This window comes from Streptomyces sp. NPDC045968 (assembly GCF_056430475.1).
This window is the reverse complement of sequence record NZ_JBWKLF010000007.1, coordinates 391,744-406,712: the sequence shown is the minus strand read 5'-3', so window position 1 is coordinate 406,712 and position 14,969 is coordinate 391,744. Positions and strand designations below refer to the sequence as shown.

At 72.0% G+C, this 14,969-nt stretch carries 14 protein-coding genes; 7 read left to right on the top strand and 7 right to left on the bottom strand.

Going from position 1 to position 14,969, the window contains the following annotated elements; genetic code table 11:
• Positions 1-66: 66 nt before the first annotated feature.
• The gene (locus AC07FA_RS22375; RefSeq protein ID WP_479077695.1) at positions 67-438 is read left to right on the top strand and encodes a GntR family transcriptional regulator; all 372 of its coding nucleotides are present in this window, start codon (positions 67-69) and stop codon (positions 436-438) included.
• 61 nt (positions 439-499) lie between these two features.
• Here AC07FA_RS22375 and AC07FA_RS22370 read toward each other — a convergent pair whose 3' ends face one another.
• Complete coding sequence (locus AC07FA_RS22370) at positions 500-1,594, bottom strand: DUF5925 domain-containing protein (RefSeq protein ID WP_479077693.1); 1,095 nt, start codon at positions 1,592-1,594, stop codon at positions 500-502.
• Between the two features lie 196 nt (positions 1,595-1,790).
• On the opposite strand from AC07FA_RS22370, the gene AC07FA_RS22365 reads away from it, so the two are divergent.
• The gene (locus AC07FA_RS22365; RefSeq protein WP_479077692.1) at positions 1,791-2,597 is read left to right on the top strand and encodes an SGNH/GDSL hydrolase family protein; all 807 of its coding nucleotides are present in this window, start codon (positions 1,791-1,793) and stop codon (positions 2,595-2,597) included.
• Positions 2,598-2,859: 262 nt separating this feature from the next.
• Entirely contained in the window at positions 2,860-3,123 is a 264-nt protein-coding gene (locus tag AC07FA_RS22360) for a hypothetical protein (protein WP_479077691.1), read from the top strand.
• Positions 3,124-3,166: 43 nt separating this feature from the next.
• Here AC07FA_RS22360 and AC07FA_RS22355 read toward each other — a convergent pair whose 3' ends face one another.
• The 3 genes from AC07FA_RS22355 to AC07FA_RS22345 form a co-directional block, all read right to left on the bottom strand.
• Positions 3,167-4,363, bottom strand: coding sequence for a CaiB/BaiF CoA transferase family protein (locus tag AC07FA_RS22355; protein WP_479077690.1), 1,197 nt, complete (start codon positions 4,361-4,363; stop codon positions 3,167-3,169).
• Between the two features lie 69 nt (positions 4,364-4,432).
• Complete coding sequence (locus AC07FA_RS22350) at positions 4,433-5,260, bottom strand: ABC transporter permease (protein ID WP_479077689.1); 828 nt, start codon at positions 5,258-5,260, stop codon at positions 4,433-4,435.
• On the bottom strand, positions 5,257-6,228 hold the full coding sequence (locus AC07FA_RS22345) for an ATP-binding cassette domain-containing protein (RefSeq protein ID WP_479077688.1): 972 nt from the start codon (positions 6,226-6,228) through the stop codon (positions 5,257-5,259). Before AC07FA_RS22345 ends, AC07FA_RS22350 begins: the two co-directional genes overlap by 4 nt.
• Positions 6,229-6,291: 63 nt before the next feature.
• On the opposite strand from AC07FA_RS22345, the gene AC07FA_RS22340 reads away from it, so the two are divergent.
• Complete coding sequence (locus tag AC07FA_RS22340) at positions 6,292-7,002, top strand: TetR/AcrR family transcriptional regulator (protein WP_479077687.1); 711 nt, start codon at positions 6,292-6,294, stop codon at positions 7,000-7,002.
• 6 nt (positions 7,003-7,008) lie between these two features.
• Here the strand turns inward: AC07FA_RS22340 and AC07FA_RS22335 are convergent, their stop codons facing one another.
• The 3 genes from AC07FA_RS22335 to hmgA all read right to left on the bottom strand — a co-directional run bounded on the left by AC07FA_RS22335 (position 7,009) and on the right by hmgA (position 10,483).
• Positions 7,009-8,250 carry a type ISP restriction/modification enzyme gene (locus tag AC07FA_RS22335; protein WP_479077685.1) on the bottom strand — a complete coding sequence of 414 codons (1,242 nt, stop codon included), beginning with the start codon at positions 8,248-8,250 and terminating at the stop codon, positions 7,009-7,011.
• A 65-nt stretch (positions 8,251-8,315) separates the two neighbouring features.
• On the bottom strand, positions 8,316-9,092 hold the full coding sequence (locus AC07FA_RS22330; protein ID WP_479077684.1) for a GntR family transcriptional regulator: 777 nt from the start codon (positions 9,090-9,092) through the stop codon (positions 8,316-8,318).
• Positions 9,093-9,145: 53 nt separating this feature from the next.
• On the bottom strand, positions 9,146-10,483 hold the full coding sequence (gene hmgA, locus AC07FA_RS22325) for a homogentisate 1,2-dioxygenase (RefSeq protein WP_479077683.1): 1,338 nt from the start codon (positions 10,481-10,483) through the stop codon (positions 9,146-9,148).
• Positions 10,484-10,651: 168 nt separating this feature from the next.
• On the opposite strand from hmgA, the gene AC07FA_RS22320 reads away from it, so the two are divergent.
• The 3 genes from AC07FA_RS22320 to AC07FA_RS22310 are packed head-to-tail and all read left to right on the top strand — an operon-like array spanning position 10,652 to position 14,945.
• Entirely contained in the window at positions 10,652-12,748 is a 2,097-nt protein-coding gene (locus AC07FA_RS22320) for a right-handed parallel beta-helix repeat-containing protein (protein ID WP_479077682.1), read from the top strand.
• Positions 12,745-13,659: a hypothetical protein gene (locus AC07FA_RS22315; RefSeq protein WP_479077681.1), complete on the top strand. Its 915-nt coding sequence runs from the start codon at positions 12,745-12,747 to the stop codon at positions 13,657-13,659. The genes AC07FA_RS22320 and AC07FA_RS22315 overlap by 4 nt, the downstream gene beginning before the upstream one ends.
• Positions 13,656-14,945, top strand: a complete 1,290-nt coding sequence (locus tag AC07FA_RS22310; protein ID WP_479077680.1) for a hypothetical protein — start codon at positions 13,656-13,658, stop codon at positions 14,943-14,945. Before AC07FA_RS22315 ends, AC07FA_RS22310 begins: the two co-directional genes overlap by 4 nt.
• Positions 14,946-14,969: the final 24 nt, after the last annotated feature.

Genomic DNA, 14,969 nt, shown 5'->3' with positions numbered 1-14,969 from the left:
CGGTCGCCTCCGATTTTCCGGACGTGCGGGACGGCCGCGAGGACCGCCGTGGGGGACAATCGTGCGGTGACCCTGAAGATCGCTCTTGAACCGGACGCCGCCGCCCCGTACGAGCAACTGCGCACGCAGATCTCCGAACAGGCCCGCTCCGGGGCCCTGCCCGTCGGCTACAGACTGCCGACCGTACGCGGCTTCGCCGAAGAACTGGGCCTCGCCGCGAACACCGTCGCCAAGGCGTACCGGGCGCTGGAGGCCGACGGGGTGATCGAGACCCGCGGCCGCAACGGCACGTTCATCGCGGCGGCGGGGGGCGCGGCGGACCGCAAGGCGGCGGCAGCCGCGCAGGAGTACGCGGAACAGGCGCGGCGGCTGGGGCTGTCGCGGGCGGAGGCGCTGTCCCTCGCGCAGGACGCGGTGCGGGCGGCGTACGCGCGGTGACCGGGGTGAGCGGCCGTGACAGCCCGGGCCGCCGCGCCTGTCGTTCCCACGCCGCGCCCCTTCAGAGGTACAGCCCCGCGTCCGCGCCCACGTCCTGCTTCGGAACCGACGCCGGGCCGCTGCCGCGCCGCAGGGCGTACAGCTCGGCGAGCGTCGCGCCCTCCCGGCCGAGCCCGTCCTCCGTACCCAGCCAGCCGGCCGACTCCTCACGGGTCAGTGAGCCCACCTCGATCCGGGCCAGACAGCGGCCGGGCCTGACGACCGCGGGGTGGAGCCGCTCCAGGTCCTCGTTGGTCGTCACCCCGACCAGTACGTTGCGGCCCTGGCCCAGCAGTCCGTCCGTCAGGTTCAGGAGCCGGGAGAGCGCCTGGCCCGCGGTGTGCTTGGCCTCGCCGCGGATCAGCTCGTCGCAGTCCTCCAGGAGCAGCAGCCGCCACCGCTCCTTCGACGTCCCGTCGTCCTCGCCGATCGCGATGTCCATCAGATAGCCGACGTCGTTGAAGAGCCGCTCCGGATCGAGTACGCAGTCGACCTGGCACCAGTCGCGCCAGGACCGGGCGAGCGTACGCAGCGCGGAGGTCTTGCCCGTGCCCGGCGGGCCGTGCAGCAGGAGGAGCCGGCCCGCGATGTCGTCCGGTGTCACCTTCATCAGCCGGTCCATCGCATCGGCCACCGGTGCCGTGTAGTTGCGGCGGACCTCGTCCCACGTACCGGCGGCGATCTGCCGGGTGGTGCGGTGCGGGCCGCGGCGCGGGGAGACGTACCAGAAGCCCATGGTCACGTTCTCGGGCTGTGGTTCGGGTGCGTCCTGGGCGCCTTCCGTCGCCTGCCCCAGGATCTTTTCGGCCAGTTCCGGGCTGGTCGCGGTGACGGTGACATCGGCGCCCCGGTTCCACCGGGAGATCAGCAGCGTCCACCCCTCGCCCTCGGCGAGGGTGGCGCTGCGGTCGTCGTCGCGGGCCGCCCGCAGCACCGTCGCGGCCGGGGGCAGCAGTGTCGCCGCCTTCTTGACACGGTCGAGCGAGGAACTGTGCGAGTACGGCTGCTCGCCCGTCGCGAAGCGGCCGAGGAACAGCGCGTCGACGACGTCGGCCGGTGAATCGCTGTCGTCGACATTCAGCCGGATCGGCAGTGCGGACTCGGGGTTGGCAGGCATGGCGTCCATGATCCGGCACGGGGCCACCCGGTGCACCCGGTTTCGTCAGCCGGTGTCACCCGCGCGACCCCGGTGTGACGCGCGCTCAGGGGGGTTTCAGGGAGCACTCGTCGATTGTTCTTGGCATGAACACTTCCAAAAGTGGCGGCGGTACTGCTACCACGGAGTAGGCAGAAACCCTGCTCTAGGAGGTTCCATGAAAATGTCCCGGCTCGTGGCGTTCTCGTCCTCTCTCCTCTTCGGTGCCGTCCTCGCGCTCACCGGCGCAGGCGCCGCTCACGCCGCGGAATCCGCGGCCGTCGACTACGTCGCACTCGGCGACTCCTACTCCTCCGGAGTCGGCGCCGGCAGCTACATCAGCTCCAGCGGCGACTGCAAGCGCAGCACCCGCGCCTACCCCTCGCTCTGGGCGGCCGCCAACTCGCCCACCTCGTTCGCCTTCACCGCCTGCTCGGGCGCCCGCACCAACGACGTGACAGCCGGTCAGCTCGGCCCGCTGAACTCCTCGACCGACCTGGTCTCGATCTCCATCGGCGGCAATGACGCGGGCTTCGCCGACGTCATGACCACCTGTGTCCTCCAGTCGGAGGCCACCTGTCTCAGCCGTGTCGCCACGGCCCGCGCCTACGTCGACTCGACCCTGCCCGCGAGACTCGACTCCGTGTACTCGGCGATCAGCGCCAAAGCCCCGGCCGCCCACGTCGTCGTCCTCGGCTACCCCCGCTTCTACAAGCTCGGCGGCAGCTGCGTCGCCGGCCTCAGCGAGAACGAGCGCGCCGCCATCAACGGCGCCGCCGACTACCTCAACGCGGCCACCGCCAAGCGGGCCGCCAACCACGGCTTCACCTTCGGTGATGTCGCACCGTCCTTCACGGGGCACGAGATCTGCTCCGGCAGTGCCTGGCTGCACAGCGTCAACTGGCTGAACATCGGCGAGTCCTACCACCCCACCGCCGCCGGGCAGTCGGGCGGCTACCTGCCCGTCCTGAACTCGAACGACTGACCGCACCCGCACCGCTCGTTCACGGCCCGGCCGGGCCGTCGGCCGCCGGGTGGGAGGCTCCGTCCGCCGGGGTCTCCCGCTCGTGGGTCCGGCCCCGGCCTCCGGCATGTCCAACTCGCCCTGGAATCGGTGGGATCTGGTGACTGATCGTCAACCTCCGTATACGTGTGCGCAATCCTCGGACCGGGATACACGAGTGCCGCCGAGGAGCGATAGGGTTAACCTGCCCGGGCCGGGTGCCCTCGTACGGGTGGGGAGTGACATGGAACAGATAACGGTGCGCAGCAGGCCGCGTGTGCCTGCCATCACGTGTGGGAGCAGTGCGACAAGTTCGCGCCTCGACCGCCATCTCGCAGTGCTCGGCGGCCCCGCCGTCCCGCAGCGCGAGTCGGCGGAAGCGACGCTGCTGATGCGTGAACTGACCTCGCGCGACGCCGCGCACACCCGCCGGAGCAGGAGCGCGCGTGTCTCGCTCTTCGCCCCGCTGCGGCGACTGCGGCGCTCGCTCTTCGGCAGTCGCCACTGACCCGACGGCACGTCACCACTGGGCCGGCCCCCCGCGGGGCGGCTCAGGCGATCACACCGTCCCGGCGCAGCGCTGCCGTCTGTTCGTCCGTCATCCCCAGGGCACGCAGGGTTGCGTCGGTATGTTCTCCCAGCGCCGGTACGGCGCCCATCCGTGCCTCCGCCCCGCCCGGCAGCGTGATGGGCGGCAGCAGTGCGCGCAGCGCCCCGGCCGGTGACTCCACTTCCCGCCACCGGTCGCGGGCGGCCAGCTGCGGATGTGCCGCGACATCGGCCACGGTGTTCAGCCGGGCGCAGGCGATTCCCGCCGCGTCCAGCTCGGCGAGTGCCTCCTTCCCGGTCAGCGCTCCCAGCGCACGCGCCACCACCGCGTCGGTCCGCTCCCGGTTCACGGTCCTCGCCGCATTCGTGGCGAAGCCCGGATCGTCCGCCAACTCCGGCTGTCCCAGTACCTGTTCCGCCAGCCGGCGCCACTCCCGGTCGTTCTGTACGGAGAGCAGGACCCGTTCCCCGTCCGCTGTGACGTAGGCGTCGTACGGGGCGATGACGGAGTGTGCGAGCCCGGTGCGCGCCGGGGATGCGCCTCCGTGCATCCCGTGGTGCAGGGGGTGGCCCATCCACTCGGTCAGCGCGTCCAGCATGGAGATCTCCACGGGCCCGCCGCGCCCGGTGGTGGCGCGCCGCAGCAGGGCGGCGAGCACACCCGAGAAGGCGTACATCGCCGCCGCGATGTCGGCCGCGGGAATCCCGGCCTTCACCGGCTGATCAGGAGTCCCGGTCACCGACACCAGGCCCGCCTCGCACTGGACGAGCATGTCGTAGGCCCGCTTGTGGGCGTACGGCCCCTCGGCCCCGTATCCGGAGATGTCGACGGCCACCAGGCGAGGGTGTCCGGCGCAGAGGGTGGCGGCGTCCAGGCCCAGCCGGGCGGCGGCTCCCTGGGCCAGGTTCTGTACGAACACATCGGCGTCCGCGACGAGTCGGCGCACCAGCGCCAGTCCGCGGGGGTCCTTGAGGTCGACCGCGACGGACTCCTTGCCGCGGTTGCACCACACGAAGTGCGAGGCGAGGCCCCGGGCCGCGGTGTCGTAGCCGCGGGCGAAGTCGCCACCGTCCGGGCGCTCGATCTTGATGACCCTGGCGCCGAGGTCGGCCAGCTGCCGGGTGGCGAAGGGGGCCGCTACGGCCTGCTCGACGGCGACGACGGTCACGCCTTCGAGGGGGAGGGGCTGAGTGCTCATGCGCCGTACTTACCGTGCATCCGGCACCTTTGTCATCCCCGGCCGGCGGGCGGGCGGCATCGGCCCCTCTCAGGCGCCGTCCCGTGTGTACCGCCGCACGGTCAGCGGTACGAACACGAGGAGCATGACCGCCGACCAGGCCAGCGTGCCCGCGACCGGGTGGGCGACCGGCCAGGCGGCGTCGGCGGCCGGGACCGCGTTGCCGAAGAGGTCACGGGTGGCCGCGGCCATGGCACTGATCGGGTTCCACTCCGTGACGGTGCGCAGCCAGTCCGGCTGGTTGTCCGTCGGGACGTACGCGCTGGAGAGCAGGGGCAGGATGAAGGTGGCGCTGCCCAGCTGACCGGCGGCCTCCTCCTTGCGGACGACCAGGCCCAGGAAGTAGCCCACCCAGCAGGTCGCGAACCGGAAGAGGAGCAGCAGGCCGAACGCGCCGAGCGCCGGAGCCCAGCCGTCCTCGACGCGCCAGCCCACCGCCAGTCCGACGAGCATGAGCGGAATCATGCCGAGCGCCGTGGTCAGCACATCGGCGGTGTTGGCCCCGAGCGGCACTGCGGCCCTGCTCATGGGCAGCGTACGGAAGCGGTCCATCACCCCGCGGTCGCAGTCCTGCGCGGCGGTGAACATCCCGATCATGATCCCGTTGGCGGCCGTCGCGGCGACGAGCCCGGGCACCAGGAAGGCGCGGTACTCCTGGCCGGGGGTGGCCAGGGCGCTGCCGAAGACGTAGCCGAAGAACAGCAGCATCGTGATCGGCATGGTCTGGGTCAGGACGAGGATGCCGGGGGAGGCCTTGAGCCGTTGCAGATGGCGGCCGGTCATGGCCAGTCCGTCGGCGATCAGGGTGCCGGTGGCGGGTGCCGGGTTGTGCTCGGCGACCAGGGCGGTGGTGCTCATGCTGCCTGCTCCTTCGGTGCGTTGCCGCGGGGACCGCGTGCGGTGAGGCGGAGGAACACCTCGTCGAGGGTCGGCGGTCGCAGACTCGCGTCGATCACCGGCACGTTCGCGGCGTCGAGTTCGCGGACGATGTGCGGCAGGGTGAGGGTGGAGTCGGTCGTGACCGCGCCGACCGTGCGGCGCTCGTGGTCGAGTACCGGTTCGGTCCCGGTCAGCTGGTCCAGTACGCCCGCGGCGGGGGCGAGCGCCGAGGCGTGCGCGACGACCACCTCCGCGTAACTCCCGATGTGTGCCTTGAGTTCGGCGGGGGTCCCGCGGTGGGCGGCCCTGCCGTGGTCGATGAGCACGATGTCGTCGGCCAGCCGGTCGGCCTCCTCCAGATACTGGGTGGTGAGCAGGACCGTGGTGCCCCGGTCCGCGAGTTCGCGTACCGCCGCCCAGATCTGGTTGCGGCTCTGCGGGTCGAGTCCGGTGGTCGGCTCGTCGAGGAAGAGGACCTGCGGGCGGGTGAGCAGGCTGGCGGCGAGATCGAGGCGCCGGCGCATCCCGCCGGAGTAGGTGCGGGCGGGACGGTCGGCGGCCTCGGTCAGCTCGAAGCGTTCGAGGAGTGCGTCGGCGCGGGAGCGGCCGGCCTCGCCGCGGAAGCGGAGCAGCCGTGCGAAGAGGCGCAGGTTCTGCCGGCCGGTGAGATCGCTGTCGACCGACGCGTACTGGCCGGTGACCCCGATCGCCCCTCGCACGGCAGCGGCCTCGCGGACCACGTCGTGGCCCGCGATCCTGGCGCTCCCGCCGTCCGGGGCGGTCAGCGTCGTGAGCACGCGGACGGCGGTGGTCTTGCCCGCGCCGTTGGGCCCCAGAACGCCGCAGACGCTGCCTTCGGCCACGGCGAGGTCGAGTCCGCGGAGCGCGTGGACGTCCCCGTAGCGCTTCTCCAGACCCTCACTAAGTACAGCGTACGTAGTAGTCATGCGCTCAAGGTACCGCACTACGTACGGTGTACGTAACTAGGATGGTGGGTGAGGTGGTGATCGATGGTGGGGCGACCCGCTGTACCCGAAGTGATCTGGGCCCGTCCCGAACGTGCGGGCCGTGGCCCGAAGCCCGCTTTCAGCAGGGCCGACATCGCGGCAGCCGCCGTGCGCATCGCCGACGCCGATGGCATCGACGCGGTGTCGATGCGGAAGGTGGCCGCGGAGATCGGCTGCGGCACGATGTCGCTCTACAACTACGTGCCGCGCAAGGAGGACCTGCTGGAGCTGATGGTCGACGCGATCAGCGCCGAGTACGACCTGACGGCCCCGCCCTCGGACGACTGGCGGGCCGCCGTCGTCGCGCTGGCCCGTCAGACACGCTCGCTGATGCACCGCCACCCCTGGGTGCCGGGGATCATGTCGGGCGTCTACGGTTTCAGCCCGAACGTGCTGGCCTTCCTGGAGCACGCGCTGAGCCTGCTGGACGGGCTCGACGTGCCGTTCGGCGAGAAGATTGAGCTGATCTCCCTCGTCCAGGGTGTGGTCACCACGTTCGTGGCCAACGAGATCGCCACGGCGGAGCACAGCCGGTCCCTGCCGTGGACCGAGGAGCAGGAGAAGGCCGCCCGCACCGGTTATCTGATCGGCGAGATGTCCACCGGGAAGTACCCGCGCATGGCGGCCGGATTCGCCGAGGAGCCAGGACCGGTCGATCTGGACGTGTTCTTCGAACGGGCCCTGGGCAGGGTGCTGGCCTCGTTCGGCGCGTAGGTCCGGTCACAGCAGCGCGAACTGCCCTTCCGGGCCCTCCTCCTGGTGGCCGAGTACGGAGGCGGGGCGGCGGGCTCCCGTCGGGACCGGGAGGACTCCGGCCGCCCGCAGTTCGCCGCGCGAGAGTGCCGGGGCCTGCGCGAGCCGGCCGCGCAACGCCTCCTGCCTGGGGCGGAGTCCGTCGAGAAGCGCGAGCACGGTGATCAGTTCGAGCAGCTCCGAGGTCCGCTCCTGCGGCCATCCGCGCGGGCGCAGCGCCTCCAGGCCGCCGCCCCCGGCCGCCGCGGTCCGCCGCTCGAACCAGAGCTCCAGCATGCGTACGCCGTCCACCCGGAATTCCCAGGCCCCGGCCGGGACGGGCGAGATTCGGCCTTCGCCCAGGCTCAGCACCTCGGTATCCGGGTCGTAGCGCAGCGTGGCCGGCTCCGGCGGTATGGCGGCGCGCACATAGGGGCGGCGGCCTCCCGGCAGCCGGGGGCGTTCCCCGCCGCGCGCGCCGCGCAGATGGAGGCGCAGCAGCTCCCGGCCCAGTTCGACACCGGCCCGCCAGAGAGCGCTGTCGGCGGGCAGCGGTACGCGGCAGCCCGCAGGCGAGGGCCGGGCGACGGCGAGCGACCACGCCAGGACGGCTTCCGCGGTGACCTCGTGCCCACCCGTGTCCCCGTACCGCGCGCGCAGCAGACCGAGCAGGCCGGGCGCCAGGTTGGGTTCCCGGCCCCCGGGCCGCCGGTGGAGCGGACGGATACGGCCGGGGCGGCCCGCGGGGGAGTGCCCGTCGGGCAGCAGCGCCGTCACGGAGAGGGCGGGCCCGCCGGCCTGGGGTACGTGGCCGTGCTCGACCGCGAAGAGCTGGTGTTCGTCCGCCACCCGCCACAGCTCGGGGCGGGCCGCGTCGATCAGCCGGTGATCGGGGATCAGCCACTGTTCGTCGAACGGGCCGTGCAGGACCCGGACCGGCTCCGGGTACGGCCCCGGCTCGCGGGCGAACCTGCCCGTTCCGGTGGCCTGCCCCGGCAGCGCGGCGACCGCCGTGTGCGGTGTACGCGAGCGGCTGGGCCGGAACAGCCGTTCCTGCTCGGGGCCCTCGGCCCGGACCAGCAGCTCCCAGCGGGCCCTCAGCGTCGCAGGGTCGGGGGCGGTCACCCAGGGACGGCCCGTCCGCAGCGGCCGCACCGACCACGGCATCAGCTCGTCCAGCAGCGGTACGTCCTCGTCCCCGCCGGCTCCGGCCGTCACCCGCGCTGCCACCGTGTCGCCCTCCCCGTCGCCAGGTCCGCCGCCCCCGGCATCGTAACGGCGTACCAGGCGGGGGGTCAGTGCGCTTCCACCGTCACCGAGAAGGAGAAACGGTCCCCCCGGTAGCGGATGCGGGCCACGTCCACCACCCGGCCGCTCTCGTCGTACGTCACGCCCGTGTAGTGGAGGATCGGGCTCAGCAGGGGCACGTGGAGCAGGTCGGCGGTGACCGGGTCGGCCAGGCGGGCTTCGACGGTGTCGGTGATCCGGGAGATCCGTACCCCCAGGGTGTCGCGGAGCACCTTGGTCATCGGCCACCGTTCGAGATCGGCCACGTCGAGCCCCTGGGCGATCTCGGGGTGCAGCGCGTTCTCGGCCCAGTTCGTGGGCTCACCGGTCTCTCCGTCGCGGCGCAGCCGCCGGTAGCTGACCACCTCGGCGCAGCCGGGGAAGAACTCGGCGAGATCGCCCGGCACGGCAGCAGGGCCGTGGCCGAGAACGGTCGTCCGCTCACCCGACTGCTGGGCGACGATCGCGTCGATCGACCCCAGCAGCCGGACCGGTGAGACGCGCCGGGCCCGCGGCTCGATGAACGTGCCGCGCCGCCGGTGCCTGCTGATCAGGCCCTCCGTCTCCAGCTCCTTGAGGGCCTGGCGCATGGTGAGGACGCTGACGCCGTAGTGCCCGGCGAGCTGTTCCTCGGTGGGCAGCCGCAGGGAGGCGTCCTGCGGGCGGCCGAGTATCGACGCCCGCAGGGACTGCGAGACCTGGTACCACAGGGGGAGTTTCCGGTTCAGGACCAGTGAGTCGGGAGCAAAGGCGGGCGTGTGATTCACCTCGTTCACCTGATTCATCCGGTTCACCTGGAGTCTCCGTGCTGCGGTGGGGCCGGTCCGGGAGTGCTCTCCTACGGCCGGAAGTTGCGGCTCAGACCCTGCCACACGTCGTCGTATCCGCGCTGGAGATGGCCGGCGCCCGCCGCCTGACCGGTCGCCGTGACGGGCCAGCGCGTCTCGAACATGAAGGCAAGGCCGTCGTCGATCTTCTGCGGCTTCAGCTCCGCCGCGCTCGCCCGGTCGAAGGTCTCCCGGTCCGGGCCGTGCGCCGACATCATGTTGTGCAGCGAGCCCCCGCCCGCGACGAACCCGCCCTTTCCGGCCGACTTGGCGTCGTAGGCGCCCTCGATGAGGCCCATGTACTCGCTCATCACGTTGCGGTGGAAGTACGGCGGGCGGAAGGTGTCCTCGCCGACCAGCCAGCGCGGTGCGAAGACGACGAAGTCCACGCCCGCGAGCCCGGGGGTGTCGGACGGCGAGGTCAGCACCGTGAAGATCGACGGGTCCGGGTGGTCGTAGCTGATGGAGCCGATCACGTTGAACCGGCGCAGATCGTAGACGTACGGCACGTGGTTGCCGTGCCAGGCGACGACATCGAGCGGCGAGTGGTCGTACGTCGCCGACCAGAGGTTGCCGCAGAACTTGTTGATCACCTCGACCGGCCGTCCCGCGTCCCCGTCGTCCTCGTACGCGGCGACCGGGGCCCGGAAGTCCCGTGCGTCGGCGAGGCCGTTGGCGCCGATCGGGCCGAGGTCGGGCAGGACGAACGGCTGGCCGTAGTTCTCGCAGACATAGCCCCGGGCGGTGGCGTCGAGCAGGTCGACGCGGAAGCGGACGCCGCGGGGGATCAGGGCCACCTCGCCGGGCTCGGCGCGCAGCAGGCCGAACTCGGTACGGATCAGCAGGCCGCCGCGCTCCGGGACGATCAGCAGTTCGCCGTCGGAGTCGCTGAACACGCGGTCCGTCATGGAGGAGTCGGCGTGGTAGAGGTGCACGGCCATGCCGGTGCGCTGGGTGGTGTCGCCATTGCCCCCGAGCGTCCACAGGCCGGCCAGGAAGTCGGTGCCGGGCGCGGGGTCGGGGAGCGGGTCCCAGCGCAGGCGGTTGGGGTCGGGGACGGTCTCGGTGAAGGGCGCGGAGCGCATGGCCCCGTTGTCGGTACGGACGAACGGCGGATGGGCGGCCGAGGGGCGGATGCGGTAGAGCCAGGAGCGGCGGTTGTGGGCCCGCGGTTCGGTGAAGGCCGAACCGCTCAGCTGCTCCGCGTACAGCCCGAGCGGCGCGCGCTGCGGTGAGTTGCGGCCGAGCGGCAGCGCGCCCGGGATCGCCTCGGAGCTGTGCTGATTGCCGAATCCGGTGGAGTACGCCAGTCCCTCCGCCGTTTTCCTCGCCTGCTCGATGCCGCTCATGATGCGCTCCCGGTGCGATCGGAATCCCTTGGACCCCTTGGACGAGGAATCCTATGGTCAACCGTAGGAATCGGAACAGTGCGCGTCAACGGCATTCGTGGTGCACGGGGGTTCCGAAAACTGCACGGGGGGGTTCCAAAAGCTGAACAATGCTCTACTCTCCGGCACATGTCGTGGACACGAAGACTCCTGGTGGTTCTGGCGGCCCTCGCCGCCGCGCTCGTGACGTCCCCCGCCGCCCAGGCGCACGAGGAACGTCCCGTGACCCTGCCCGACGGAACCGGCAGTGTCCCCGCCCACCGCGCGGGCGAACCCGATCTGCTTGTCTGCAAGAGCGGCCGGGCGGACTTCGCACGGCGGATATCCGGCTTCCCCGCCCCTCTGAAGGCCCGGAACCTGGAGCTGTTCGACCGCTGCCTGAAGTCCGGCTACCGGCACCTCCAGCAGGCCGTCGACGCGGTCGGCCGGCCCGGCATGAACATCGCGGTCCTGCCCGGCCTGTACGAGGAGGAGCCCTCGCTGACCGGTCCGGCCGGCGCGTGCGCCCGGCTGAAGGCCCCCAAGTCGCAGCTCGGGTACCAGATTCTCAGCTACGCGCAGCAGAAGCGGTGCCCGCACAACCAGAACCTGGTCGCGATCCTCGGCAAGAAGAACCTCCAGATCGAGGGCACCGGCGCCGCGCGCACGGACGTCGTCATCGACGCCAAGTACCAGAAGCTCAACGCGATCCGCGCCGACGGGTCCGACGGGATCTACTTCAAGAACTTCACCGCCCAGCGGACCACGTTCAACTCCCTGTACGTGCTGGCCCAGGACGGCTTCGTCATCGACGACGTACTCACCCGCTGGAACGACGAGTACGGCTTCCTGACCTTCGCCAGCGACCACGGGCTGTACAAGAACTGCGAGTCGTACGGGAACGGCGACTCCGGGATCTATCCCGGCAGCGCGTCCGACATCAACAACACGCGTGGCTACGACGTGCCGCGCTACGCCATCGAGATCACCGGCTGCCGCAGCCACCACAACATGGTCGGCTACTCGGGCACGGCGGGCGACTCGGTCTATGTCCACGACAACGAGTTCGACCACAACATGGGCGGCGCCTCGATGGACAGCGCCTTCCCCGGACACCCCGGCCTGCCCCAGAACCACGCCCGCTTCGAGCGCAATCTGATCCATGACAACAACGCCGACTACTACCCGTACGTCGCCGACGGTACGTGCGCCAAGCCGCCCGTCGAGCGCGGCTACGAGGAGGGCGTGGTCTGCCCGCAGATCTCCATGCCGCCGGGCACCGGCATCATCACCGCGGGCGGCAACTGGAACCTCTACGAGAACAACTGGATCTACGGACACCGGCGCGCCGCGTTCTTCCTGAGCGCCGCTCCCGCCTTCATTAGGGGCGAGGAGGCACTGTCCAAGCAGACGGACACCTCGCACCACAACCGGTACGCCGGAAACCACCTCGGCACCGACCGGAACGGCAAGGCCCGGCCCAACCGCACCGACGTGTGGTGGGACGGCCAGGGCGAGGGCAACTGCTGGCAGCCCGGGACCGGAGCCGCGACCCCGCGCACCCTGCCCGAGTGCGGGACGGAGCGCGGCGCGGTGTCAGGCGGCACGGACCGGCTGGTCGGCGAACCGGTGAAACTCGCCCAGTTGCTGGTCTGCGCCGACTACAACGTGCAGGCGCGACGGCTGCCGGCCGGCTGCGACTGGTACGGGGCGCGGGGCATCGAGCGCGTCGAGGTGCAGGCGGCCCTGGGCGTCGCGGTGGTGCTCGCGCTGGTCGGCGGGGTGCTGTGGTGGCGCAGACTGCGCCACAGCCGCCTGGGCACCGTGGCCACGGTGGTGGGCGCGATCGGTCTCGCGCTCGACGTGGCCGGATCGACGACGGGCCTCACCTCCTCCTATCTCCCCGCGGTGGCGCTGCTGCTGACCGGAGCGTGGTGGACCGGCATCGGCCTCGCCCTGCGGCACGAACGCCCCGGCCTGGGCTGGACCACCGTGGTGCTGGGTGCTCTGACCCTGCTCGACGCCTTCGACAAGGCGGTCCTGATGATCCCGTGGATTCCCCTGAGCCCCGCATGGCTCCGCACCCTCCTGGGTGTGGCCTGGGTGCTCTGGGCCGTGGCCGCGGCGGCCCGCAAGGGCGCGGCGCCAGGAGGGCAGGGCGGTGTGGGCGGTCCGGACGGCGAGGGACGACCAGCCGTGGGCGTCGCGCGCGGGGGCAAGAGCGCCACTGAAGGCGAGCCGTCATGAGGCGTGCCCCCGCCCAGGAGTGCGCTGCCTGCCGCACCCGGGAGCGCCACCCCCACTCCGCGTCCCCGCCCGGCGCCGTGTGCCGGGCGGGGCGGGGGACCCGGCGGGGCGTCGCACTCCTCACCCTCCTCCTCGCCGCCGGACTCGTGCTGGGCACCGGCGGCTGCGGTGGGCGTGCCACCACCCATCACAAGCCCGGCACCAGCCACGAGCAGGCCGAAGGGAGCGTGGGCCGGCTGCTCGCCACCGAGGACGGAACCGGGCACCGGCTGCGCCAGGTGGACGCCGCCGGCGCCCCCGGGGTGACACTGTCCGCCCGGCCCGACTCCGAGGACGGCTGGAACCTCCATCTGTCCGTACGCGACTTCCGCTTCACCCCGGACAGTGTGGGCGGCGCCGCCCTCCCCGGACGCGGGCACGCCCGCCTGTTCCTCGACGGCCGACCGCTGGCCCGGATGTACGGTGCGTGGCACCACCTCCCCGCGGCCCTCGTCCGGGAGACGGGCGGTGGAGCCTCCCTCACCGCGCGGCTGTACGCCGACGACCACACCGCCTGGGCCGTCGACGGAAAGCCGATCCAGGCCACCATCCCGCTGACGACCGGCACCACCGGCACCATCGCACCCAGCACCGCCCCCACCGCGGCCGCCGACCGGACCGTCGACATCGAGGTGAGCCACGGCGTGGTCCGTCCCCGCCCCGGCCGCACCGAGGTCGAGAAGGGGGACCGGATCGCGCTCCGGGTCCGCAGCGACCGTGCCGACACCCTCCATGTCCACGGTTACGACAAGGAGGTCCGGCTGCCCGCGGGCAGGACCACCACCCTCGTCGTCACCGCCGACCGCACCGGGCTCTTCGAGGTCGAGACACACGAGTCCGGGCTGCTCCTGACCCAACTCGTCGTCCGGTGACGGGCGGCGCCCTCGCCCACGGCATCGGCTCCCGGCACGATCTGCCCCTGTCCCCCTTCTACGCCTTCGCGGGTGCCTTCGCGGCCCTCTTCGTCTCCTTCCTCGCACTCGGCCTGCTCTGGTCCGCCTCCCGCTTCCGCGGCGACGAGGCCGGCCGTCCGCTTCCCGGTCTCCTCCAGCGCCTCGCCGACGCCCGGCCGTCCCGGACCGCGGCCCGCGGACTCGGTCTGGCCGCTGCCCTGTTCGTCCTGGGGCACCTCCTGTTCGGGCCGGACGACCCGGAGCGCAACCCGGCCGCGGGCACGGTCTACGTCATCCTGTGGGTCGGGCTCGTCCCCGCTTCGCTCCTCCTCGGCCCCGTCTGGCGTCTGCTCAACCCCCTGCGCACCCTGCACCTCCTCCTCTGCCGCGCACTCGGCCGCGATCCCCGTGCCGGCCGGCCCCTGCCCGCGTATCTCGGCCTGTGGCCGGCCGCCGCCGGGCTGCTCGCCTTCACCTGGCTCGAACTCGTGGCCCCCGCACCCGCGTCGAGCGGGACCCTCCTCCTCTTTCTCGGGCTCTACGCCGCATTCCAGCTGGTGGGCGCCGCCCGCCACGGCTCCCGCTGGTTCGCGCACGCCGATGCCTTCGAGGTCTGCTCCGGGCTGTTCGCCCGCCTCTCCCCGCTCGGCCGCCGCCCGGCCGACCGCCGTCTCGTCCTGCGCTCCCCGTTCAACGGACTCGACGCCACCCCCCAGGTCCCCGGCCTCGTCGCCACCGTCTGCGTCCTGCTCGGGTCCACCGCGTACGACGGCTTCTCCGACGCCCCGTCCTGGATCTCCGCCACGCAGACCTCCCCGCTCGGCCGCACCACCGCAGGCACCCTCGGACTACTCGGCGCCGTCTCCCTCGTCGCCGCCCTCTACGCCCTCTGTGCCGGAGCCACCCGACTGATCTGCGGCCCCCTGCCCCACCCCCTCACCGCCTTCGCGCACTCGCTCGTCCCCATCGCCCTGGGTTATCTCGTCGCCCACTACTTCACGCTCCTCGTCACCGAAGGACCACGCACAGTCATGGTGGCATCCGGCACTGACAATCCGGTCGCGCCCGAACCGCCCCTGGGGCCGGGCGGGCTCGCGGTCCTTCAGGTCTCCGCCGTCGTTCTCGGTCATGTCCTCGGCGTCATCGCCGCACACGACCGGTCCGTCCGGCTGTTCCCGCCCGGCCGGGCTGTCGCGGGGCAACTGCCCTTGCTCATCCTGATGATCGCGTACACCATCGGAGGGCTGACCCTGCTCATCGCCTGACGGGCCCGGCGGCCACCGCCCACG

What these genes read in the sequence shown, in the direction of transcription:
- AC07FA_RS22330 (WP_479077684.1), bottom strand. Translation starts at nt 9,092, where the DNA reads ATGAATCAGGTGAACGAGGTGAATCACACGCCCGCCTTTGCTCCCGAC.
- AC07FA_RS22345 (WP_479077688.1), bottom strand. Translation starts at nt 6,228, where the DNA reads ATGACTACTACGTACGCTGTACTTAGTGAGGGTCTGGAGAAGCGCTAC.
- AC07FA_RS22365 (WP_479077692.1), top strand. Translation starts at nt 1,791, where the DNA reads ATGAAAATGTCCCGGCTCGTGGCGTTCTCGTCCTCTCTCCTCTTCGGT.
- AC07FA_RS22315 (WP_479077681.1), top strand. Translation starts at nt 12,745, where the DNA reads ATGAGGCGTGCCCCCGCCCAGGAGTGCGCTGCCTGCCGCACCCGGGAG.
- AC07FA_RS22370 (WP_479077693.1), bottom strand. Translation starts at nt 1,594, where the DNA reads ATGCCTGCCAACCCCGAGTCCGCACTGCCGATCCGGCTGAATGTCGAC.
- hmgA (WP_479077683.1), bottom strand. Translation starts at nt 10,483, where the DNA reads ATGAGCGGCATCGAGCAGGCGAGGAAAACGGCGGAGGGACTGGCGTAC.
- AC07FA_RS22320 (WP_479077682.1), top strand. Translation starts at nt 10,652, where the DNA reads ATGTCGTGGACACGAAGACTCCTGGTGGTTCTGGCGGCCCTCGCCGCC.
- AC07FA_RS22340 (WP_479077687.1), top strand. Translation starts at nt 6,292, where the DNA reads ATGGTGGGGCGACCCGCTGTACCCGAAGTGATCTGGGCCCGTCCCGAA.
- AC07FA_RS22350 (WP_479077689.1), bottom strand. Translation starts at nt 5,260, where the DNA reads ATGAGCACCACCGCCCTGGTCGCCGAGCACAACCCGGCACCCGCCACC.
- AC07FA_RS22360 (WP_479077691.1), top strand. Translation starts at nt 2,860, where the DNA reads ATGGAACAGATAACGGTGCGCAGCAGGCCGCGTGTGCCTGCCATCACG.
- AC07FA_RS22355 (WP_479077690.1), bottom strand. Translation starts at nt 4,363, where the DNA reads ATGAGCACTCAGCCCCTCCCCCTCGAAGGCGTGACCGTCGTCGCCGTC.